Source organism: Synechococcus sp. MU1642, from assembly GCF_020514115.1.
Lineage (GTDB): Bacteria > Cyanobacteriota > Cyanobacteriia > PCC-6307 > Cyanobiaceae > Parasynechococcus.
Genome location: NZ_VTKZ01000003.1, coordinates 183,112 through 205,454, shown reverse-complemented (window position 1 = coordinate 205,454; position 22,343 = coordinate 183,112). Strand labels below are relative to the sequence as shown.

Sequence of the window (22,343 nt, the reverse complement as noted above, 5' to 3'; positions counted from 1 at the left end):
CGCTGGAACAACTCAGTCGCTGGGGGGGAGTTCTTCGGCCGGCTTCGCAGCGTCACCGGACACCTCCGGTTCAGCCATTGCTTTGTTGATCTCGCGCTCGAATTCCTTGGATGCGGATTGGAAGCCCTTCAGGGTTTTTCCGAGTGTCCGGCCAAGTTCTGGCAAGCGTTTCGGCCCAAAAACCAAAAGAGCAACGGCGCCGATAACCGCCATTTCGGGGAGACCGACGCCGAAGATGTTCATGGGTGCTGATCAGCCGAGGCCGTTCCAGTTCACGTTGATGCCGTCGAGGATGAGGGACTTGTTGTACAGCTGAAGAATCACCAGCAGAAACACCAGGAACAGCACCATGAAGATGCCCATCACCGGAGTGGTGCCCCAACCGGGAACCACCTTGCCGTACTCGGAGTTCAGTGGGCGGAGAAGGTCTCCCAGACGGGTGCGTTGTGCCATGGCGACGCCGGGTCTCGGGTGGTTTGAAGTCTCGATACTGTAGGGGCCGACTCCGGTTCGGGGTTGATCCTGTCGAGAGATGTGATGGAAACGTCGTCCCCAGCCCTGTCCGTCGCCATTGGCGTACTCGCTGTTTTGTTCGGACTCACCGGATTTGGCGTGTACCAGGCCTTTGGACCTCCATCAAAAGCACTCGACGACCCGTTCGACGATCACGAGGACTGATCAACCACCAGGGAGACGAGTTCTCCCGGGGCGATCAGCACGGCATCAGAAGCATCTGAGTCAGCTTGCCTGCGGACACTCCACCCCGCACCGGGGGTCCAACAGCAGCGCGCTGACCCCGCATTGAGCAGCTTCAGCAGGCAAGCGTCGACATGGCGCTCCAAGGCCACCGGCATGAGTTGAAGCGGCAGCGATGGGAACCACTGACGCAGCTCCGCAGGCAAAGCCGCACTCCACCCGGGCTCGCGAAACGCAATGGCCGCCTGCGGCACACCGGCATCACTCCAGGAGCCGGAGAACGGCATAAGGGCCAAACGCTGGCGATGCCAGCCCTGATCAGCGCTGGGGTCAGGCCAGGTTGGACCGCGCAGCAGCGAAATGCCGAGTCGGTCTGAAGACCAATCAACACCCTGGGGGCCGTCCATCAACACAGCCATCCCGCCTCCGGGAGCTGGCGACTGCGAAGCGAACCATGAGATCACAGGGACTTCCCAGCGGGCTTTTTCCCGAGCCGTCACCGGTTCAGCGGGCCGTTCGATCACCCCTCCGCTGGTGTCGGCAGCGATACGGACAGCAGGGGTTGCCAATGGCAGGTCCAGGCGCAGCAGCTCATGGGTCTGACACCAGTCGACACTGCAGATCAGCTCCAACCAGGGCGTGTCGGCCTTCAGCCGCAGGTCCAGACGCATGCAACTGGCGCCGAGCTGGCGCCGCAGCACCAGATGAGCCACCAGGGGGCCCTGGTCGAGCCATTCCACGACATCCATTGACATGACACCCAAGGGCTGGGATCGGTAGTCCGCCGCCAGATCCCAGGCGTCCCAGAATTCGCCCCGGTCCCGATATCGCTCCAACTGCAGGGGGGACGACAACTGATTTCGTCCATCGTGATCCCGCAGAGCCAGCAGTCCTGCCGCGGAGACATCAATGTCGATCAGACCATTACCCACGCGCCAAACTCCCGACCCAAGCGACGAGATGACCACAGGCTGACGGGGTTGAGCAGCGCCGGACGCCAAGCCTGGTTTACGCCGCAGCGGCACAGAACAAATCCCGTGCTGACGCGGTAACTGCACCCAGGTGCCACCACCGGCAGCCGCTTGCTGCGGCAGTGAAACGGCATTGGCTGACCACGACCCCACCGGAAGACGAACCAGAGGCGACCAGGAGGCCAAGGGCTGCAGACCCCACCAACTCCATTCCGCCGCTGTGCACTTCAGCCGAGGCAGCCTTGCCAGCCGCCGGTCGCGCTCGCGGCGGGCCTGGCGCCGGGCCGAGCGCCAAACCGGTTCCGCCTGTTCAAACACCTCCGGGATCGAAGTTCCCGGAAGAATGTCGTGAAACTGCTGAAACAACAGCGGACGCCAATCGCTGGCACCGCCATCGCGGCCGGCCATGGCCAACAGGGCCGAAGCAGTGTCGGCTTCCCGCAAAAGCCGCTCAAGCGTTCGGTTATGGCGCTTCTGGTCGGGACGGCTGGTGGCGCAACCGCGGTGCAACTCCAGGAAGAGCTCATCGCGCCACACCGGCCAGGCCTGATCGTCCTGCTGCAGGTTTGTCAGAAACTCCCTCACCGTGCCGGCACGGGTGGGCAGAGCGGCCGTTTGGCCCTCCCAGAGCTCAATCTGCTCCAGCAACTCCTCGGTGGGACCACCACCGTGATCACCAACACCAGGAATCCAGAGCGCCGCCTCCAGCCCCGTGGCCTGATGCCATGCCCGCTGCTCTCCCAGCATCTCCACAGGATCGGCTCGACGGCCAATCGGCGGCAGCATCAGGCTGCGCAGTTCAGACCGTCCCCGTCCGCGCCAGCGGAACAAACGATGGGGGAAAGGGTTCTCAGCATTCCAGGCCAGCTTGTGGGTGCAGAACCAGCGCACACCAGTGGCTGCCGCCACCGCAGGCAGGCCAGCAGCGAAGCCAAAGCTGTCCGGCAACCAGGCCAGCTCATGGGTCCATTCCGGGAAGCGGCGCCGGCTGTAGTCCTGACCGACCACAAACTGATTCCACAACGACGCCGTGCTGACCAGCACACAGTCCGTCTCCACCCAAGGGCCATTGATCGGTTCCCAGCGACCGGCGCGGCTGGCCACCTGGATCTCCGCAAACAGAGCCGGGCGATGTTGCTCCATCCAGGCGTAGAGAGCCGGCGTGGAATGGGCAAAGCGCAGCTCGGGCCAGCGACGCATCAGAGCCAACGCTGATCGGAAGGTGCGTTCAGCGGCCTGCCAGGTGTCGGCGACCGGCCAGAGCCAGGCCAGATCGAGATGGGCATGACCCATCCAATGCATCGACCCTCGTGGAGGGTCCACCTGATCCAGGTGCGTTGCAACAGCGGCCTGAGCCTCAACACCGCTGGGATTCAGATCCGCCCAATGCGATGGCAGGTCTCCATCCGCCGCCAAATGCAGTTCCAAGGCAGAAGGCAACAAGGTGCCCTCGGGATCAGGGCCAGCGGCCTGCGGCTCCAGGTCGAGATGGCTGCTAATCAGAGCTCCGTCGTCATGTAACGGGCTGCAGAGCTCCAGGACAAGATCCAGCGCCGCCCCCTCACGACAACCCTCAGGCAACGGCCAGCGACAGGCGGTATCGAACAGATCTCCCTCATGAACCAGCACACCATCCACCCAGAGCCGCATCTGCTCTGCCCACCAGCTCAGCACCAGCCGGGCACGACAGGAATCACTGGCACACCAACCATCAGGCCAGCTCAACCGCTGCTCAAGCCGCAGCCACTGTCGCCCCCTTGGCCAGATCAGCAGACCACGCTTGGCCCAGTCGGGACGGTGCGTTGATCCCCAACTTTCATCAAGGAAAAACCCAGGCTGGGCGGCGCCTGAGCGGCGCCACCCGACGCGCAGATCACGACGCGAGCGACTGCGAAACGTTTCAATCCACTCCGATCGACCGACCTGATCAGGGTTCATTCCCCTGCTGACGCTGTCATGCCCCATAAGATGATGCCCTTGTCACAGACGCCGGTCGGTCTCCATGCTCGCCCTCAAGATCTCCGTCTACTCGGTTGTCTTCTTCTTCCTCGGCATCTTTGTGTTCGGGTTTCTTGCGAGCGATCCAAGCCGCACCCCCAGCCGCAAAGACCTGGAAGATTGATTCACCCTTTCAATCAGACCGCGCCACACACTGGTCTGATCAGACCGTGATTTTCGAAATGAGCTGGCAAGCTCATTGGCCGCAGCTGGAATGCCTTGGCGGCGCACCGCCTTTTATTTGCATTGACCGGAGCCCTGATCACGGGTTCCGTTTCTGTATTACCCGCTTCTGCTGCATCTGCTGAGCAGAGCTCGGCAACTTTTCTACCGGCACGTCTAAAAGTCCGGGCTGACCGCCAGTACACCGACATCAAGTCCAAGGCGACGATCGCTGAAGGCAACGTTTTGGTTCAGCTCGGGAACGCTGAACTTCGCGCCGATCGCATCGAATTTGATGCTGCTTACCGCACGCTTTACGCCCGCGGCGCCGTCCGTTTCAGACGTGGCAAGCAATTTTTTCAAGCGTCGAGCTTCCGCTACAACCTCGTCCAAAACGAAGGTCAGCTCAACGATGTTTACGGGGCGATCGAACTTGAAGAGCCCCTCACCAATCCGTTAACAAACTCTCGAGCGACATCAGCCCTGTCTCATTCACCCACGCCAGCAAGCGTTGAAGACATAACTGATGTGGCATGTCCACCGCTGCTTCCTCCAGTTCCCGACTGGCATCCGCAACCTTGGGCTGTAACGGCCTGGGGCGGTCAGATGATTGATTCCGCCTTCGGTGACACCTTCCTGATCAACGGTCGAATGCGTCCCGAAGCAGTGTTGGGCGTCGGCGTGCAGAAACGGATCATGCGCGCTGGTCCATTCGCCATTGAACTTGAGGCTGACCTGTTCAGTCACATCGCCAAGCAACAAAAGGGCGGCGAATACAACCAGAGGACGCCCTACGCCGACCTGCCCCCCCAGAAATTCGGCGAAGCTGTGATCGGCATCGGAGCACGGGTCTGGGTGCAGCCTTGGCTGAGCTTCAGCGTTGTTGAGGGCGTCAGCTACAACACCGAAGACAGCCTCTACGAGAAAACGTTCCGAGAGAATCACACCCAGCTGTTGAACTACCTCGCCTTCGAGGTGGAAGCAGCGGTGTCCTCCGACCTGTCGCTCGTTGGCCGGATTCACCACCGCTCCGGAGCCTTCGGCACCTATGGAGGGGTCTCCGAAGGAAGTAATGGTTACTTGCTCGGCCTCCGCTACCGCTGGGGGCAGGACACACCCAAACGGGAGAGCACGGTTATGCCTCCCCTACCGAAATGTGAAGACCCCGATCGCGACCAGCGCGTCAACCCCTCTTCGCTCTCCGACCGCCTCGACTCGATTGCGCTCGGCGACGGAGGTGATCCTCAGAGGCATGTCTCCAGCGTTGAGACTATCAAGCATCAATCGATCCCCCCGGCCCAGCAACAGGCCATGCGTAACGAGGCGATAGCCCAGATCGATCAGCGGATCTCCAACGTCAATTTCCAGGGCAGCTTCAGCATCGAGCGGCGCATTGGCATTCCCATCCAACGTCCAAATTCTGCCGAAACTCGCTTCGATGCAATCAAGCCTCCTCAACTGCAGCACAAGCGGAGAGTCCAACTTCTCAACGGCACGATCAGTCGCTGGAGAGTTCAGGCTTCGACGATCTGGATCACGCCTGATGGATGGAAAGCCGACCGTATGGGATTCAGCAACGACCCCTTCACACCGGCACAAACCAGGATCGATTCAGAAGATGTTGTCGCCCGGGAACAAGCCAATGGCGACGTGCTGATCTCCGCGCGGCGCAACCGCTTGATTGTCGAAGAAGAATTGCCCATCCCGGTCACCCGTCGGCAGCTCATTCAGAAAGAGGAGGAAGTGGAGAACCGTTGGGTCTTTGGCATTGACAACAAGGATCGCGACGGACTCTTCGTTGGTCGCAATCTCAAACCGATTGAACTAGGTCGTAATCACACCCTGAGCCTGGAGCCACAGTTCCTGGTGCAACGCTCCATCGATGGCCAAACCAACAGCTATCCGGCAGAGGGCCAATCGGCCGACAGCAAAAGCGTGAGCCGAGCTAACACGATCTCCGACATATTCGGCCTTGAAGCTGAACTCAAAGGCCAACTTTGGGGTTGGGATACGACGCTGGAAGCCGACATCAGCACCTTCAACCCTCAGGATTTCACCAACGGCAGCCGCTACTGGGGCAGCATCAAAAACAACTTCAAACTGCCGTGGATCGGGGACATCACGGCCCGCTTGTTTGGCGCCTATCGCTACCGGACCTGGAATGGGTCACTGGGGAAAACTGATGTTTACTCCGCCTTGGGTGGTTTTATTGAGCAGGAGGAGGCCTTCAACTGGGGCAAGTTGAGCAACTCCTACATCTGGCGCATTGGTATAGGCAATTACCAGGCCGAGAGTTTCACCAACACAACCCTCAGCGAGAACCTACGTGCCAACTTCTACGGCTCGATCAACAGCAGCTATCCGATCTGGAGCGGAAAACCTGCCCCTCTGACCCCGGGAAAGGCTTACCGCTACTCACCGAGAGCGATCGTTCCTGGCCTCAGGTTCAACACCAATGTCAACACCGTTCTTGCGGCCTACGGCAATGGCACTCGTCAAAACACAATCAACTTGTCGGCAGGTCCAACACTCACACTGGGGACCTTCAGCAAACCCTTCCTGGACTACACCCAGCTTGCGATCAGCGGTGGCGTCACCCTCAAGCAAGGGGCCAGCCCCTTTGCGTTCGACCAGGCAATTGACCTAGGCACCGTTGGCATTGGCATCACCCAGCAGATTGCAGGCCCTGTAGTCCTCAATGCAGGTATCGGCGTCAATGTGGATCCAGCTTCGGAGTACTACGGCGATGTGATCGACTCAAACTTCGAACTGAGCTGGCAAAAGCGTAGTTATGACTTCGGCTTTTACTTTGATCCCTACGAAGGCATCGGCGGCTTTCGCTTCCGGCTCAACGACTTTGACTTCAAGGGGACAGGCGTGCCGTTTGTGCCCTACACCTCAACGGACTGGATGGAAACCACCGACACTAATCGACCCTTCTGATCAATCAGCACCCCCGATGATCAGATCGCTACCAAACAGTGAAGCTCCGGCGTAGCGCATACCGGAGGTCCGCACGTTCGGTGCATAGGCATTGATCACCTGAGCCCCCCGCAGATCGGCATTGCGCAGGTCCACATCAGACAGCTCAGCATTGGTGAGGTTGGCTCCCCGCAGATCAGCACCTTCTAGCAACGATCCCGTTAGGTCAGCACCTTCCAAATTCGCCTCCCTCAGATCGGCGCCGCGCAAATCACTGCCGCGAAAATCCGCACCGATGAGATGGGCCTGCCGGAAATCCGCCTGGCGGAGATCACAGCCAGGACAGCTGCGATCCAACGGATCATGGAGCTGCACCTGAAGCGGGACGGCCCCAGCAGGAACCACACCGGCAACAACAAAGAGCGGCAACAAGGGCAACAACAACCGCGAAAGCGAATGGGCCATTGAGGTCCAACCTCCGAACGAAACCTCCCGTCTCTTTCATAGACACAGGAGTCGCACTTGGCTGTTACTTGGAGGCGAACTGGTTGATGTAGGGCAGTGTTTGCATCAATTCCGCAACCTGGGGCCCATGGTCCAAGAGCTGGGACGTCGCATCCCAACGACCGCTGCGCAACATGTCTAGAGGACCGGGATCGATCGACACAGGCCAGCTGGACTTCGCTGAGGTCAGTTGCAAACCAGCGAGATCCAGGCTCCAGGAGCTTCCCGGCTCACGATCCACCTGCGCCTGAATCGCCTTGATCTGCTCCGGGGTTGCCGTTGCACAGGGAATGCCAAGAGCGAGGCAGTTGCCGTAGAAGATTTCGGCAAAACTGACCCCAACCACCGCGCGAATTCCCCAGCGCATCAACGCCTGAGGTGCATGCTCACGGCTGGAACCGCAGCCGAAATTGCCGTTAACTACCAGGATCGAGGCCCCCTGATAACGGGCCTGATCAAAGGGATGCTCACCGGAGAGTTCGAGACGGTCATCGGCAAACACCTGGTCGCCCAACGCATCGAAACTTACGCATTTAAGGAATCGTGCCGGAATGATCCGATCCGTGTCGATGTCTTCACCGGGGACGGCAATCGCCGTTCCACTCACCTGTTGAACCGGACCAGTGGGGAAGAGAGCCATCACGATGCGGACGGAGAAATCAAAGTACGGACATCGGTCACACGACCGTTAACGGCAGCTGCGGCCACCATTGCTGGACTCATCAACAACGTCCGGCCACTGGCCGATCCCTGCCGACCCTTGAAATTGCGGTTGCTGGAGCTGGCGCTGATCTGACGACCCTCCAGCCGATCCGGATTCATGGCCAAACACATCGAGCAGCCGGGCTCCCGCCACTCAAAGCCTGCGGCACGGAACACCGCATCCAGCCCTTCGGCTTCAGCAGCCTTCGCCACCTGCTCCGAGCCGGGAACCACAAACGCCTTGATGCCTTCAGCCACCTGGCGGCCACGGGCCACGTCGGCAGCCGCACGCAGATCACTGAGACGGCCATTGGTGCAGCTGCCGATGAAACAAACATCCACATGCACCCCAGCGATGGCCGTTCCCGGCTGGAGATCCATGTAGCGGTAGGCCTCCTCCGCAATCGGGCGCTCGCCTGGATCCAGTTGATCGAGGCTGGGCACCGTTTCATCGATCCCCAGTCCCTGCCCGGGGGTAATGCCCCAGGTCACCGTGGGTGGAATCGCAGCGGCATCAAATACCACCTCGTCGTCGACCGTTGCGTCGGGATCAGTGGCCAGGGAGCTCCACCAGGCGACAGCGCGGCTCCAGGCGTCACCTTCTGGAGCATGGGGGCGACCTTTCAGATACTCAAAGGTGACCTGATCGGGATTGACGTAACCGCATCGGGCTCCCCCCTCGATCGCCATGTTGCAGAGGGTCATCCGCTCTTCCATCGACAACGCCTCGATGGCAGAGCCTGCGAACTCGTAGGCGTAGCCAACGCCGCCCTTCACACCAAGGTGGCGAATCACATGCAGGATCAGATCCTTCGCCGACACGCCCTCTGCAAGAAGGCCATTCACCTGAATCCGGCGCACCTTGAGCTTGTTCATGGCCAGGCTCTGGCTGGCCAACACATCGCGCACCTGACTCGTGCCGATCCCAAAGGCGATCGCCCCGAAAGCGCCATGGGTGGATGTATGGGAATCACCGCAAGCCACCGTCATGCCTGGCTGGGTCAAGCCCAGCTCCGGGGCAATCACGTGAACGATGCCCTGCCGGCCGCTGCCGATGTTGTTCAGAGGGATGCTGTGCTCCTGGCAGTTCCGTTCCAAGGTGCTGAGCATCTCCTCCGCCAACGGATCGGCGAACGGCCGTTGCTGCGAGGTGGTCGGCACGATGTGGTCCACCGTGGCCACCGTGCGCTCAGGACAACGCACCGTCAGGCCTTTGTCCTTCAAAGCCGAGAAGGCCTGAGGACTGGTGACCTCATGGATCAGATGCAGACCGACAAACAGTTGGGTGGATCCGCCGGGAAGCTCCGCCACCCGATGCAGGTCCCACACCTTGTCGTAGAGGGTGCCGGAACTCAACAGTTCAGCCGCAAGAATCGTCGACCCTAAACCTGAGCGAGCAAGCGAAGACGCAGACGATCCAAGCCACGGATCACGCTCATCGTCTGAATGGCCTCCCGACCCCGCCGCTCACCGAAATGCTGCACCCAGGCCTCACAGCCATCGGGACCAGCCAAGGCCAGATGCACCAAGCCCACAGGCTTCTCGGCACTGCCACCGCCAGGGCCAGCGATACCACTGACCGCGATCGCCCAGTCGCAATTCAGGCGCTCCCGGGCTGCCCGAGCCATCGCCTCAACCACAGGCTGGGAAACAGCACCATGGGCCGCGAGCAGATCCTGCGACACCCCAAGCAAAGCCTGTTTCACCGCATTGCTGTAGGCGACGACGCCACCCTGGAACACCGACGAGGAGCCTGGAACAGCCGTGAGGGCTGCCGCCAATCCACCACCGGTGCAGGACTCCGCCACCGCCATCGTCTGGTGCTGTTGCTTGAGCAGGTCGATCACCACCGACGCCAGGCTGTCCTCATCGACGCCGTAGCAGTGGTTCCCCGTGCGACGGCGCAGCTCAGCTTCGAGCGGCACCAATATCTGAGCGGCGGCATCGGCAGTGGGCGCACAGGCCGTGAGCCGCAACATCACATCTCCGAGGGAGGCATAGGGAGCCACAGTTGGGTTGGCGGACGCCAACAAATCGGCAACGCGCTCAGCCAAATCAGATTCACCAATGCCGCTGAAGCGAAGCTGACGGCTCACATACACACCGGAAGTCCCACCATTGGCTTGAAGCCAGGGGGCGGCTGTTTCCGTCCACATCGCCCGCATTTCCGCAGGCACCCCCGGGAAGGTGAGGATCGTGAAATCAGGTCGGGGCGACCAGATCATTCCCGGTGCCGACCCCTTTGAATTAGGAAGAACCTCCGCTCCACGGGGCAGATAAGCCTGGCTGCGGTTGCTTGAAGCAACCGGCCGGCCACCTGCCGATAACTTCCGCTGAATCTCCAGCCAGAGTTCAGGCCGCTCCTCCAAGGGAGTCTCGAAAGCAGCGGCAAGGGCCTCTGTGGTGAGGTCATCGGGGGTCGGGCCCAAACCTCCGGTCGTCACCAGAACCCTGCAGCGCTGCGATGCCTCGCGCACAGCGGAGATCAAGCGGTCTTTGTTGTCGCCAACAACGGTTTGGCGGTAATGCGGCAGCCCCAGACCTGCCAACTGTTCTGCAATCCATCGGGCATTGCCGTTGAGGATGTCACCCAACAACAGCTCTGTGCCCACGCACAGGATTTCAACACCTGATTCAGCCACGTGGTTCGCCAAGGACAGCGGGATCAACAGGGATGGAACAGGGGTGGGTGTTCATCAGCGCTCGCTCATGCTGCAACTGGCGACGGCTGATCACTACCGTGGCCACGAGGATGGCCGTGGCCAAAGCCAGCCAGAGGAAGCGCATCTCAGCATTGGCCACCACCAGGGCCAGGGCAGCAAGCCACTGGGTGAAGACGTAGATCAACAGAACCGTGCGCCGATGGCTGAAGCCAGCGCGCAACAGTCGATGATGGAGGTGACGGCGATCGGGGTAGAAAGGGGAACGGCCTTCCCGCAGACGGCCCATGATCACAGCCGACATGTCGGCCAGAGGCAGCGAGAGAATCAGCAGCGGCAGCAGAAGGCTCACCGTCGTGAGCCCCTTGGCAGGTCCCACGATGCTCACGGCAGCGAGGGTGAATCCCAGGAAGTAAGAGCCCCCATCACCCATGAAGATGCGGGCGGGGTTGAAGTTGTGCCGCAGGAAGCCGAGGCAGCAGCCCGCCAGCGCGGCGGCGAGGAATCCAGCGGCCACCTGGTGCAGCGAAAAGCTGACGGACACAAGCCCAACAGCGGCAATGCCAGCCACTCCCGCAGCAAGGCCATCGAGGCCATCCAGCCAGTTGATGGCGTTGGTGATTCCCACCAGCCAAACCACAGTTGCCAGCAGGCTGAGGGTGTCGGGCAGAGCAATCGGACCGGCTGAAGCGGTGAACCAGGGAAGATCGATCGCTCCAATCCGAAGGCCCTGGCTCCACACCGCACAAGCCACGGCGACCTGTCCAGCCAGCCGCGGCCAGGGGGAGAGGGCGAAGAGGTCGTCCGCCAGGCCGATCAGAAAAAAGCAGAGCGAACCGGCCAGGGTGCTCCAGATCAGTTGATCACGGGCCGGGGCTAGCAAGCCAAACCCCCCAACGGACCACACCGCCGCCAAAGCCAGGGCAAAACCCAGAACCAGGGCAATGCCCCCCAGCCTCACCATGGGGGTGATGTGCTGCTTGCGCTCATCCGGTTGATCGGTCCACCCGAAGCGCAAACCCAGCCGGCGCACTTGGGGCACCAGCACCATGGTGGTCACCGCGGCCAGAAGAAAGCTGACCGAGGCGACCGCAATAGGGCTGGCCAAGAGATTCACGCAGGCTCCAGAAAAGAGACGATCCCCCGGTCAGAAGGGGTCGTTTCAATCCTAAAGAGCCTGCAACCGATCAACCAGGCACCGTCAAGGCCCGTTCGAGAGCAAAGGCCGAGCCTCAGGCCAGAACCGGCTGCTTGCTCTCGGCATAGAGAGGGAAGCGCTCACAGAGGGCGGCCACCCGGTCGAGGCAACGCTGGCGAATCGCATCATCCTCAGGATTAAGAAGACGATCGGCGATGACATCAGCGACCTCCCGGAAGGCCTGTGCATCAAAACCACGGGTGGTGAGTGCGGCTGTTCCCAGCCGCAGGCCACTTGTGACGAAGGGCGATTCGGGGTCGAAGGGGACGGTGTTCTTGTTCGCAGTGATGTGCACATCACTCACCAACAGATCAGCCACTTTTCCCGTCATGCCGATGCCACGGAGATCCATCAGCACCACATGGTTGTCGGTGCCACCGCTGACAACATCGATTCCGCGGGCGATCAGCTGTTCGGCGAGGGCTGCTGCATTGGCAACCACCTGCCGGCTGTAGGCCTTGAACGAAGGCTGCAACGCTTCACCGAAGGCCACGGCCTTGGCAGCAATCACGTGCTCCAAGGGGCCGCCCTGACTGCCAGGGAACACCGCCTTGTCGAATTTCTTGGCGAACTCAGCATCGCGGCAGAGAATCAGGCCACCGCGGGGGCCGCGCAGGGTCTTGTGGGTGGTGGTTGTCACCACATCGCAATGGGGCACCGGGCTGGGGTGCACACCAGCGGCAACGAGGCCAGCGATGTGGGCCATATCGGCCAGCAGATAGGCACCCACTTCATCAGCGATGGCGCGGAAGGCGGCGAAGTCGATGGTGCGTGGATACGCGGAATATCCACAAACAATCAACTTCGGCTTGTGCTCCAACGCCAGCTGGCGGATCGCCTCCATGTCCAAGCGTTGGGTCTCCTTGTCGACGCCGTACTGGACGACGTTGAACCACTTGCCGCTGACGTTGACTGGAGAACCATGGGTCAGATGCCCGCCATGGGACAGATCAAGCCCCATGATCGTGTCGCCAGGCTGCAGCAGAGCCAGGAAAACGGCGAAGTTGGCCTGGGCACCGCTGTGGGGCTGCACATTGGCCCAGGCGGCGCCGAACAACTGCTTGGCCCGCTCGATAGCCAACTCCTCAATGGCGTCAACGTGCTCACAACCGCCGTAATACCGCTTGCTGGGCAGACCCTCCGCGTACTTGTTGGTGAGCACGGAACCCTGGGCCTGCATCACCGCACGGGAGGCAAAGTTCTCAGATGCGATGAGTTCCAGGTGGGTTTCCTGACGCTGCCGTTCTTGATTGATGAACGCGGCGATGTCCGGATCCGACTGAGCCAGATCAGCGTCGATGGCGCGCCCAGAAGCCTGGCCCATGAAATGTCAGTAAAGCTTTGCCCAATCGTAAGAAATCGCATCGATCAGACCGACCAATTAACCAAAAAAAAACTGCCCTTGGGGGCAGTTGAAGTGGGGGCAGTTGAAACGCGCCTGGAGAGATTCGAACTCCCGACCCTCTGATCCGTAGTCAGATGCTCTAATCCGCTGAGCTACAAGCGCTTGCGCTGGACTATCAGACCCCATCGAGGGTCCGCTCGTCAACTGGGGGCGGGCCGCGTCAGGATTCAGGTGTTTCTGAGCCCGAGCAATGCCGATCCGCTGGTATGGCCCCGCTAACCCTGAGGATCCGACTTATCGGCATTTTGAGCGCATCGTGAACCTATGCCTGCACGGCGGCGTGTTCGCCGCCGTGAACAGCGGCAGCTGGTTTCTGCAGGAGATGCGCCACCCCTTCCCCGGCGGGAGCCTGACCTGGGTCACCAGCCTCTGGGCAACCCTTTGGCTGGGCCAATTGATTTGGGTGATTCTTCAACGCCCCAAGCCGGAGGAATAAAGCCAGCATGGATGCAATCCTTCCCTCGATCCTCCTGGGCTGATGTCCCTCTCCGCCAGCGACCTACAGGACCTTCAGAGTGCTTTGGCTGACCGCCTTTACGTTCAGATCAGCGGCTGGCATCTGTACCTCGGCGATGCCGACCTGGCTTCAGCCCTGGCGATCGAATGCAGTGCCCGCATCAATCAAGGTGCTGATGTGGCAGCTCGGCAGGCTCTCGACGCTGTCAAGGTGCCGCTCGCAGGAGGCGCCAGTCAGCTACCCCTCTCCAAGCTGATTCCCCCAGGCCAGCTGAGGGATCTTGAAGACATCCTCGAGCCGTACTGCGGATAAGGTTGCAATCCATCCGCCGCGGTTGGTGTGCTGATCATTGAAGTCACCAACTCGAGAGATGTGGTTCGCCAACGCATCGGCAGGCTGGGTGAACGGCTAATCGGACGGGTTGTGGACGCAGAGGCTCAAGTTGAAAAGGCCCTGATTCAGGAACTGGAAACCGCTTTTAAAGAGTTCGGCATCGAGGCCCGAATTGTGTCAGTTCAAGGCCCGCAACTCGTCGGTCGCGAGCAGCTGGAACTGCCCATCCAAGTTCGTGAAGAGCGAGATGTTCGTATCAGCGAGCCCTGAATCGGCCCAAAACCAACTGCGTGATCTCACGCACCTCTGGTACCTGGAGTTGTGCACCGACCAAGGCGAACAGCGCCAAACCCAGCAGACCAGGGGCAGACACCTGAAACAACAGGCCCCCCAGCCCCTCGGACCAGGGCACGACGGTCACCAGGATTCCCGCGCCTCCCGCTGCCAGCACACCGGCGATGGCAAGCCGCAGCAGGTCCATCCCCCAGCGGCGCAGTGGCAGCCCTGAAATCCGTTGCTGCAGAACCAACAACAGGGCAAGGCAGGTGAACAGGTTTATGGCAACCGTGGCGAGCACCAGCCCAGGTGCACCGAAATTGAATGGCGACTGATTCCCCCAAGGTGTCGGGCCACCCACCAGCAGCCAATCAAAAACCACGTTCAGACCAATCCCCGCCAACGAGAGACGAAAGGGCGTCGTTCCATCTCCGAGGGCGTAGAAGACACGCACCAGCACATCCCGGCCGAGATAGGCAGGCATGCCCAGGCCGTAGGCCATCAGCAAGCCCGTCACCAACTGGGCGGCGGACGCATCGAAGGCACCACGCTCGTACACCAGGGCGACGATGGGGGCACCCAAAGCAATGAACAGCCCCCCCAGAGGAATCATCGATGCCGCAGAAAGCATCAGCCCCTGACGGATCCGATCGATCAGCTGCGGACGATCCGACGGCGCGGTGAGCCTGGCGAAGGTGGGCAGCAAGGGCACCAGCAGTGCATTCGAGATCAATCCCAGGGGCGTTTGCACCAGCAAATTGGCGTACCCCAGACCCGCCGCCGCACCGACGATGCCGGAGGCGAAAAACAGATCCGTGAACACATTGATCTGAAGCATCCCGGAGGACAGCGTCGCCGGCCCCATCACACGCCAGACCTCACGCACCCCCGGATGCCGCCAGTCCCAGACCAGTTGAAAACGGGCCAACCCCTGACGGATCAACGCTGGCAGCTGGATCAACCACTGGAGCATGGCCCCAACCAACGTGGCCAAGGCCAGCACCACACCCCCGGTCATGGCCGCGGACGGCAGGGCGATGTCAGCGCCAAGCTGCCACCAGAGCAGTCCCACCCCAACGATCAAGGCACCGCTGGACATCAGCGGGGAAATCGCCGGAATCCAGAATTCGTTAGCGGCGTTGAGGGATCCAAAGCCCAGCCCAATCAGCCCGGCGAGCAGCGCCATCGGTGCCATCACCTGCAGCTGAGCACGAGCGATGGCGTGCAGCTCGGGGGCGAGGCCAGGGCCCACCAAGGTGATCAGGGGATCCGCCGCCAGCACCAAAACGATGGTGACCAGCAGCAACACTGCGCTGACGCTGGTGTTGAGCGCGGCAAGGATATGGGCTCCTTCGGCCCGGGGGCGCCGGCTCAGCACACTCACCATGGCGCTGTGGAAAGGGCCATTGATCCCCCCGAGCAGGATCAGCAGAAATCCAGGCAGCACATAGGCGTAGTTGTAGGCGTCATAGGCCGCGCCCACCCCAAAGGCCGCTGCAATCACCAGCTGCCGAATCAGGCCACCTACCTTGCTCAGCAGAGTGCCGAGGGTCACCACCAGTGCGATCCCCTTAAGTGAACGCGCCATTCGGCCCCCAGCATTGGGCGCATTGTGGAGGCACCACACGAGACCATGGGTCAATCTCGGCTGCTGCCATGACTGGCCTTCCCTCTCCAGGCGATGCCCTGCTGCGCTTTGAACCCCTGACGGAGGGCGTGCTGCTGAAGCGCTACAAACGCTTCCTGGCCGATGTGGAGCTGAGCAGCGGCGAGACCGTCACCGCCCACTGCGCCAACACCGGCCCGATGACCGGAGTCTTGATCCCTGGCCAACGGGTGCGTCTGCGCCACGCACCCTCCCCCAAACGCAAGCTGGCCTGGACCTGGGAGCAAGCCGAAGTGCCAGGCGTCGATGGCCAGCCTTGCTGGGTTGGCATCAACACAGCCCTGCCCAACCGACTGATTCGCGCCACGGTCGAAGCGGGATGCCTGGAGGCCCAACTCGGCGCCATTGCGGGAATCCGCGCTGAGGTGGCCTATGGCACCAACAAGCGCAGCCGGATCGACCTCCTGCTGACGCCGGCCAAGCAGAACCCCGATCAACGACCTATCTACCTGGAGGTGAAGAACACCACCTGGACCGACGGCAGCACGGCCCTGTTCCCCGACACGGTGACTGAACGGGGACAGAAGCATCTGATTGAGCTGATGGGGGTGCTTCCGGACGCGCGGGCGGTGCTCGTGCCTTGCCTCAGCCGCCCGGATGTGAACGCCTTTGCACCCGGCGACAGCGCCGATCCACGCTACGGGGAGCTGTTTCGCCAGGCCACCAAGAGCGGCGTGGAAGTTCTACCTTGTTGTTTCAGCTTCACCGCCAATGCGGTGCACTGGCAGGGGACACGCCTAGTCGACCTAGATTGATTTTTGTAGCAGATCGAACATAGAAAGACGAGAATGACGTGCAGCGTGGGCTGGTTCGCCTAGTTACAACTAGGCGTGTCACGCAGCTCTGCACCCTCGTTCATGACAACTGCATTCCACGCGCCACCGCAAAGGCGGCGCAAAACTCTTCAGGAGGCAAGCCTCCTTGAAGGCCCGATGTTGCTCCTGAAGGGCATCCGGGGATTCAGCTCCAACCGCGCCATGACCTGGCTCGCCTGTGCGCCTCTGGCGCTCATGGGCCTCGGCATCTTCACGCTGTCGGCCAAAGCCGAAGAGCTGCCTGAGCTCTCCGCCGCTTTCCTGGCCAACAACCTCTGGCTTTTGGTCGCCACGATATTGGTGATCTTTATGAATGCTGGCTTCGCCATGGTCGAAGCAGGCATGTGCCGGCAAAAAAATGCCGTCAATATCCTCGCCAAGAACCTGTTTGTGTTCGCCCTCGCGGTGACCGCCTACTGGTTCGTGGGCTACTCCTTCATGTACGGCGATTCCGTCATCGACGGCTGGCTGTACTTCGCAGGCTTCTTCTTCGATCCAACCGTCACCGCTGAGACCATCAGCGATGCGGGCCTGGTTCCCACCGTTGATTTCCTGTTCCAGGCGGCCTTCGCCGGAACAGCAGCCACGATTGTTTCCGGTCTTGTGGCTGAACGGATCAAGTTCGGCGAATTCGTGATTTTCGCCCTGGTCCTCACCGCCTTTATCTACCCAGTTGCTGGCAGCTGGGAATGGAATGGTGGCTGGCTCAACAGTGTTGGCAGTGTCGAATTCATCGACTTTGCTGGTTCCTCGATCGTGCACTCCGTCGGCGCTTGGGCCGGCCTCGTCGGCGCCATGTTGCTCGGACCCCGCATCGGCAAGTACGTCGATGGCAAGGTTCAGGCCATTCCTGGCCACAACATGTCCATTGCCACCCTTGGCGCTCTGATCCTCTGGATCGGCTGGTACGGCTTCAACCCAGGCTCCCAGCTGGCCATGGACCAGTGGGTTCCCTACGTGGCCGTCACCACCACCCTCGGCGCAGCCGGTGGTGCCATCGGCGCCACGGTGATCTCCACGATCACATCCAAGAAGCCTGACCTCACCATGATCATCAACGGCATCCTGGCCGGCCTGGTGAGCGTGACTGCCGGTTGCGGCAACCTCACCCTGACGGGTTCCTGGGTTGCTGGCGTGGTCGGCGGCATCATCGTCGTCTTCTCCGTTGCAGCTCTCGATGCCGCAGGCATTGACGACCCCGTCGGAGCCTTCTCCGTACACGGTGTGTGCGGCGTGTGGGGCACGATCGTGATCGGTCTTTGGGGCTACGACGTCCAGGGCGACGGCTCCGGTCTCGGCCTTCTGGTCGGCGGAGGTATCGACCAGCTCGGCATCCAAGCCCTGGGTGCAGCTGCCTACGCCATCTGGACCGTGGTCACCTGCTTCATCGCCTGGCAGATCATCGGCTCCCTCTTCGGTGGCATCCGCGTCACCGAACAGGAAGAGTCCGAAGGTCTGGACATTGGCGAACACGGCATGGAGGCCTACGCCGGTTTCTCCACCACCAACAACTGATTCCTCTTCGGCTCAGTTGCTGATCTCAAGCCCGGCCAGTTGGCCGGGCTTTTTTACTGCCTGAAGAAGCGCCTCAGGCCACATAGAGTTGCCCCACTCCAGCGCCCTCCATGGACACCCACGCCTTCAAGCGCTCCCTCCACCATTCCGAGCGCTACAACCGGCGAGGCTTCGGGCGCGCCGAGGAAGTGGCGGAAAGCCTTGAGCAGGCTTACCAGAGCGGACTGATCGGCACGATCAGGGACAACGGCTACCGACTGGAACACGGCAGGCTCGACGTGCGCCTGGCGGAAGCCTTCGGGTTCTGCTGGGGTGTTGAACGGGCCGTGGCGATGGCATACGAAACCCGCAAGCACTACCCAAGCGAGCGCCTCTGGATCACGAACGAGATCATCCACAACCCCTCAGTGAACGATCACCTCAGGGAGATGGATGTGCAGTTCATCCCTGTCGAACAGGGGGTGAAGGACTTCTCAGGTGTCACCTGCGGTGATGTGGTGATCCTGCCGGCCTTTGGTGCCACCGTTCAGGAAATGCAGCTGCTGAATGAACGGGGCTGCCACATCGTTGATACGACCTGTCCCTGGGTCTCCAAGGTGTGGAACACCGTGGAGAAACACAAAAAGCACACCTTCAGCTCGATCATTCACGGCAAGGTGAAACACGAGGAAACACTGGCCACCAGCTCATTTGCCGGTACATATCTGGTGGTGCTCGATCTGGAGGAAGCCCAGTACGTCGCGGATTACATCCTCGGCAAAGGTGACCGTGATGAGTTCATCAAACGCTTTGCCAAAGCGTGCTCCCCAGGGTTCGATCCCGATCGGGACCTCGAACGTCTGGGCGTGGCCAACCAGACCACGATGCTGAAGAGCGAAACGGAAGAAATCGGACGCTTGTTCGAACGCACGATGTTGAGCAAATACGGTCCAACTCAGCTCAACGACCACTTCCTGGCCTTCAACACCATTTGCGACGCCACCCAGGAGCGTCAGGACGCCATGTTCTCCCTGGTGGATGAACCGCTGGACTTAATGGTGGTGATCGGTGGTTTCAACTCGTCCAACACCACCCACCTGCAGGAAATTGCTGTCAGCCGCGGCATTCGCTCCTTCCACATCGACACGCCCGAGCGCATTGACGTGGGCAGCAATTCGATCGAGCACAAACCACTGGCGGCGGAACTCTGTCGTGAAGGCGATTTCCTGCCTGAGGGACCAGTTCGGGTGGGAATCACCTCCGGTGCCTCAACGCCGGATCGGGCGGTGGAAGAGGTGATCGAAAAACTGATGCAATTGAGCGAAAACTGAACCGCGGAGAGCTTTACATTGGTTCATCTTTAATCCGCCCTTCGCCGGCAGCTCCCCATCCGTGACGGTCTTGTCGCCCACTGAAACCGACAATCAGCTTCACGGTGCAGACCCGCAGGTGCGCTGCTACAGCAGCCACTTCGAGGATTCGATGCAGATGCTGGCGCACCAAGAGGTGGTAGCGCGCTACCTGGATAACCATCAGAGCTGGTTTGAACGTTGCGCCAGCCCGATGCAGGTCGAGGCCATCGATCGGCAGTCCTACAGCTTGACCCTGGGGCGGTTCGGCAACTTTGGCTTCGAAGTGGAACCCACGATCGCTTTACGACTGCTGCCGCAGCAGGAAGGGATTTACCGGATCGAAACCATGCGGACAGTGCCACAGTCACTAGCCCTGCGCCATCACTACGACGTCGACTTCCGTGCGGGAATGCATCTCATCCCCGAATCGGAGAACACCTCCGTGCAATGGGACCTGGATCTCAAGGTTTGGATCCGTCTGCCCAAGGTGATCACCATGCTCCCGGATCAGTTGGTCCAGAGCAGTGGTGATCATCTGCTCAAGCAGATAGTCCGCCAGATTTCGCGACGGCTGACCTGGAAGGTCCAGGAAGATTTCCATGCCGCTCATGGCCTGAGCTGCCCACCCCGTCAGCGGGCAGCCTTCTGAAGCGTCTTCAGCGATTGGTCCAGATCTTGTTGACGATCTCCATGCCACTGAAGGCCTGCCAGAGGAACAGCGTGAGCATGCCCATGTTCAGGCCCACATGAGCCTTACGCGCGATCACATTGCCCCGCTGCATCAGGGGTGAGAGCGACGCGGCAACAGCGATCATTCCTGTCATCGCCAGACCCACCAAAAGGTGAGGACCGACGAACAACTTGCCATTGTTCAGATAGGTGACCGCCATTCCACCCAGCGTGCCGAGGGTCATAACAGCCAGCAGGATGCTGCCCCAGAGGTAATGGCGCTGGGCGAACTTCTTCGGCACCAGCTCTTTGCGCTGTTCTGCGGTGCCGGTGCGGGTTTTCTTGACCTTGATCCCCAGGTACAGAGCCCAACCACCAACGGCGAGCAGGCCCCACTCCGCTAGGGGGTGAGCGAAATTGAGGCTGAAGGGGAGGGTGGCGAGCATTGAAGGGGACTCTTCAGTGTCGCGAGGCTAGGGGGCCGGCGGCCCCCACCAGCGTCAGTGCAGAAAATGGCGGCGCCCCGTGAGCTGCATCGCCAGGCCATGCTCATCGCAGGCCTTGATCGAATCGCCATCGCGCATGCTCCCTCCGGGATGAATCACGGCGGTGATGCCGTGGCTGGCAGCCAGACGCACCGTGTCGTCAAACGGGAAAAAGCCATCACTGGCCAGAACAGCTCCCTGGGCTTTCTCACCTGCCGCCTCCAGGGCAATACGCGCGGAGCCCACGCGATTCATCTGCCCGGCACCCACGCCAAGGCTCTGCCCATCCCTGGCCACAACGATGGCGTTGGAACGAACATGACGCACCAGACGCCACGCAAATTCGAGGTCCAGCTTTTCCTGCAGTGTTGGCGGCCGCTGGCTGGCCACGGTCCAGTCGGCCGGCGTGATTACCTGATCATCAAGATCCTGAACCAAGAGACCGCCAAGGATGCTCCGAACGTGATCGGGGCCTGCCGCATCAATGGCCTGCGGAGCCAGCTCCAACAGGCGCAGATTGGCTTTGGCCGCCAGCACCTCCCGCGCCTCGGGCGTGAAGCCCGGTGCAACGACACATTCCAGGAACAGGCTGGTGAGCTCACGGGCCGCCGTTGCTTCCACCACACCATTCATGGCGATGATGCCGCCAAAGGCACTCACCCGATCGGCATCCAGGGCCCGCGTCAGTGCTGCAGGGATCGAAGCTCCGATCGCCACACCACAGGGATTGGTGTGCTTGACGACCACGGCCGCAGGTTGCAAAGCCGGTGCAGAGCCGTCGACTCCATAGCCGAACTCCCGAACCGTGGCGAGGGCCGCCTCGAGATCCAACAGGTTATTGGTGCTCAGCTCCTTGCCCTGCAGCTGAATGGCACCACCCCAACCCTGTTTGGGATGGCTGAACCAGCGCGCTTTTTGGTGGGGATTTTCGCCGTACCGCAGGGTCTGCCTCAATGGCACCGCCTCCAACCAGGGGCTGTCGTCCGCGGCGTTTTGCTCGGCCATCCAGCGGCTGATCGCGGTGTCGTAAGACGCGGTGTGCTGGAACGCTTCAAGAGCCAGTTGACGCCGCAGCTCCGAAGGCACGCTCCCGCCCGACTCCGCCATGGCGGTTAACAAACGGTCGTATTGGTCAGGGCTGGTAAGCACAGCCACATCGGCATGGTTTTTGGCGGCCGCCCGCACCATGGCGGGGCCACCGATGTCGATGTTCTCGATCGCCTGATCCCAGGTGACGTCAGGCCGAGCAATCGTTTCGCGGAAGGGATAAAGGTTGACCACCACCACATCGATGGGGGCAATGTTCTGCTGCTCAAGATCGGCTTGGTGGGACGCTTCACCCCGCTTGGCCAAAATTCCGCCATGCACCCTTGGATGGAGCGTTTTCACACGACCGCCAAGAATTTCTGGAGCCCCGGTGTGCTCCGACACACGGGTCACTGGAAGACCGGCCTGCTCGAGCACCTTGGCCGTGCCCCCACTGGAGAGCAGCTGATAGCCATGGGTCCGATGTAGGGCCTCCGCCAGGGGCACCAGCCCGGACTTATCGGAAACACTCAACAGAGCGACAGGAGCCAT

At 61.1% G+C, this 22,343-nt stretch carries 22 protein-coding genes and 1 tRNA gene; 10 read left to right on the top strand and 13 right to left on the bottom strand.

Annotated features, from left to right (window positions below; translation table 11 throughout):
- Window positions 1–12 precede the first annotated feature (12 nt).
- Both FZZ85_RS05055 and psbH read right to left on the bottom strand, forming a co-directional pair.
- Complete coding sequence (locus tag FZZ85_RS05055; RefSeq protein WP_226412829.1) at window positions 13–243, bottom strand: TatA/E family twin arginine-targeting protein translocase; 231 nt, start codon at window positions 241–243, stop codon at window positions 13–15.
- 9 nt (window positions 244–252) lie between these two features.
- A complete protein-coding gene (gene psbH, locus FZZ85_RS05050; protein WP_226402308.1) occupies window positions 253–453 on the bottom strand; it encodes a photosystem II reaction center phosphoprotein PsbH in 201 nt (66 codons plus the stop codon).
- 84 nt (window positions 454–537) lie between these two features.
- Between psbH and psbN the strand changes: the two genes are divergently transcribed.
- Window positions 538–678 (top strand): photosystem II reaction center protein PsbN, encoded by a 141-nt coding sequence (gene psbN / locus FZZ85_RS05045; protein WP_011363291.1) that lies wholly within the window; start codon window positions 538–540, stop codon window positions 676–678.
- On the opposite strand, the gene FZZ85_RS05040 is transcribed toward psbN, so the two are convergent.
- A complete protein-coding gene (locus FZZ85_RS05040) occupies window positions 666–3,605 on the bottom strand; it encodes a glycoside hydrolase family 38 C-terminal domain-containing protein (RefSeq protein WP_226412827.1) in 2,940 nt (979 codons plus the stop codon). The two genes, psbN and FZZ85_RS05040, sit on opposite strands and share 13 nt — an antisense overlap.
- A gap of 64 nt (window positions 3,606–3,669) precedes the next feature.
- Between FZZ85_RS05040 and FZZ85_RS05035 the strand changes: the two genes are divergently transcribed.
- Both FZZ85_RS05035 and FZZ85_RS05030 read left to right on the top strand, forming a co-directional pair.
- The gene (locus tag FZZ85_RS05035) at window positions 3,670–3,789 is read left to right on the top strand and encodes a photosystem II reaction center protein I (RefSeq protein WP_006042333.1); all 120 of its coding nucleotides are present in this window, start codon (window positions 3,670–3,672) and stop codon (window positions 3,787–3,789) included.
- Between the two features lie 122 nt (window positions 3,790–3,911).
- Window positions 3,912–6,770 carry a DUF3769 domain-containing protein gene (locus FZZ85_RS05030; protein WP_226412825.1) on the top strand — a complete coding sequence of 953 codons (2,859 nt, stop codon included), beginning with the start codon at window positions 3,912–3,914 and terminating at the stop codon, window positions 6,768–6,770.
- On the opposite strand, the gene FZZ85_RS05025 is transcribed toward FZZ85_RS05030, so the two are convergent.
- The 7 genes from FZZ85_RS05025 to FZZ85_RS04995 form a co-directional block, all read right to left on the bottom strand.
- A complete protein-coding gene (locus FZZ85_RS05025; protein WP_226412823.1) occupies window positions 6,771–7,214 on the bottom strand; it encodes a pentapeptide repeat-containing protein in 444 nt (147 codons plus the stop codon). It abuts the gene before it with no gap.
- Between the two features lie 64 nt (window positions 7,215–7,278).
- Window positions 7,279–7,893, bottom strand: a complete 615-nt coding sequence (locus FZZ85_RS05020; RefSeq protein ID WP_226412821.1) for a 3-isopropylmalate dehydratase small subunit 2 — start codon at window positions 7,891–7,893, stop codon at window positions 7,279–7,281.
- Window positions 7,893–9,311, bottom strand: a complete 1,419-nt coding sequence (gene leuC / locus FZZ85_RS05015) for a 3-isopropylmalate dehydratase large subunit (protein ID WP_226412819.1) — start codon at window positions 9,309–9,311, stop codon at window positions 7,893–7,895. Before leuC ends, FZZ85_RS05020 begins: the two co-directional genes overlap by 1 nt.
- 26 nt (window positions 9,312–9,337) lie before the next feature.
- Complete coding sequence (locus tag FZZ85_RS05010; protein ID WP_226412817.1) at window positions 9,338–10,597, bottom strand: competence/damage-inducible protein A; 1,260 nt, start codon at window positions 10,595–10,597, stop codon at window positions 9,338–9,340.
- On the bottom strand, window positions 10,590–11,732 hold the full coding sequence (locus FZZ85_RS05005) for an MraY family glycosyltransferase (RefSeq protein WP_226412815.1): 1,143 nt from the start codon (window positions 11,730–11,732) through the stop codon (window positions 10,590–10,592). Before FZZ85_RS05005 ends, FZZ85_RS05010 begins: the two co-directional genes overlap by 8 nt.
- A gap of 115 nt (window positions 11,733–11,847) precedes the next feature.
- A complete protein-coding gene (gene glyA, locus FZZ85_RS05000) occupies window positions 11,848–13,137 on the bottom strand; it encodes a serine hydroxymethyltransferase (RefSeq protein ID WP_226412813.1) in 1,290 nt (429 codons plus the stop codon).
- A gap of 109 nt (window positions 13,138–13,246) precedes the next feature.
- A tRNA-Arg gene (locus tag FZZ85_RS04995) sits at window positions 13,247–13,320 on the bottom strand.
- Between the two features lie 88 nt (window positions 13,321–13,408).
- On the opposite strand from FZZ85_RS04995, the gene FZZ85_RS04990 reads away from it, so the two are divergent.
- The 3 genes from FZZ85_RS04990 to FZZ85_RS04980 are packed head-to-tail and all read left to right on the top strand — an operon-like array spanning window position 13,409 to window position 14,278.
- Window positions 13,409–13,654, top strand: a complete 246-nt coding sequence (locus FZZ85_RS04990) for a hypothetical protein (RefSeq protein WP_226412811.1) — start codon at window positions 13,409–13,411, stop codon at window positions 13,652–13,654.
- Between the two features lie 42 nt (window positions 13,655–13,696).
- Window positions 13,697–13,987 (top strand): DUF3181 family protein, encoded by a 291-nt coding sequence (locus FZZ85_RS04985; protein WP_226412809.1) that lies wholly within the window; start codon window positions 13,697–13,699, stop codon window positions 13,985–13,987.
- Window positions 13,988–14,014: 27 nt separating this feature from the next.
- Entirely contained in the window at window positions 14,015–14,278 is a 264-nt protein-coding gene (locus tag FZZ85_RS04980; protein ID WP_226412807.1) for a cytochrome-c oxidase, read from the top strand.
- Here the strand turns inward: FZZ85_RS04980 and murJ are convergent.
- A complete protein-coding gene (gene murJ / locus FZZ85_RS04975) occupies window positions 14,265–15,872 on the bottom strand; it encodes a murein biosynthesis integral membrane protein MurJ (protein WP_226412805.1) in 1,608 nt (535 codons plus the stop codon). The two genes, FZZ85_RS04980 and murJ, sit on opposite strands and share 14 nt — an antisense overlap.
- Window positions 15,873–15,940: 68 nt before the next feature.
- On the opposite strand from murJ, the gene sfsA reads away from it, so the two are divergent.
- The 4 genes from sfsA (at window position 15,941) to FZZ85_RS04955 (ending at window position 20,260) form a co-directional block, all read left to right on the top strand.
- A complete protein-coding gene (gene sfsA, locus FZZ85_RS04970) occupies window positions 15,941–16,705 on the top strand; it encodes a DNA/RNA nuclease SfsA (protein WP_226412803.1) in 765 nt (254 codons plus the stop codon).
- Between the two features lie 102 nt (window positions 16,706–16,807).
- Window positions 16,808–18,280, top strand: a complete 1,473-nt coding sequence (locus FZZ85_RS04965) for an ammonium transporter (protein ID WP_226412801.1) — start codon at window positions 16,808–16,810, stop codon at window positions 18,278–18,280.
- 110 nt (window positions 18,281–18,390) lie between these two features.
- Window positions 18,391–19,590 (top strand): 4-hydroxy-3-methylbut-2-enyl diphosphate reductase, encoded by a 1,200-nt coding sequence (locus FZZ85_RS04960; RefSeq protein WP_226412798.1) that lies wholly within the window; start codon window positions 18,391–18,393, stop codon window positions 19,588–19,590.
- Between the two features lie 61 nt (window positions 19,591–19,651).
- The gene (locus tag FZZ85_RS04955) at window positions 19,652–20,260 is read left to right on the top strand and encodes a DUF1997 domain-containing protein (protein WP_226412796.1); all 609 of its coding nucleotides are present in this window, start codon (window positions 19,652–19,654) and stop codon (window positions 20,258–20,260) included.
- Between the two features lie 7 nt (window positions 20,261–20,267).
- Here the strand turns inward: FZZ85_RS04955 and FZZ85_RS04950 are convergent, their stop codons facing one another.
- The gene (locus FZZ85_RS04950) at window positions 20,268–20,726 is read right to left on the bottom strand and encodes a DUF4079 domain-containing protein (RefSeq protein ID WP_226412794.1); all 459 of its coding nucleotides are present in this window, start codon (window positions 20,724–20,726) and stop codon (window positions 20,268–20,270) included.
- Window positions 20,727–20,780: 54 nt separating this feature from the next.
- On the bottom strand, window positions 20,781–22,343 hold the full coding sequence (purH, locus tag FZZ85_RS04945) for a bifunctional phosphoribosylaminoimidazolecarboxamide formyltransferase/IMP cyclohydrolase (protein ID WP_226412792.1): 1,563 nt from the start codon (window positions 22,341–22,343) through the stop codon (window positions 20,781–20,783).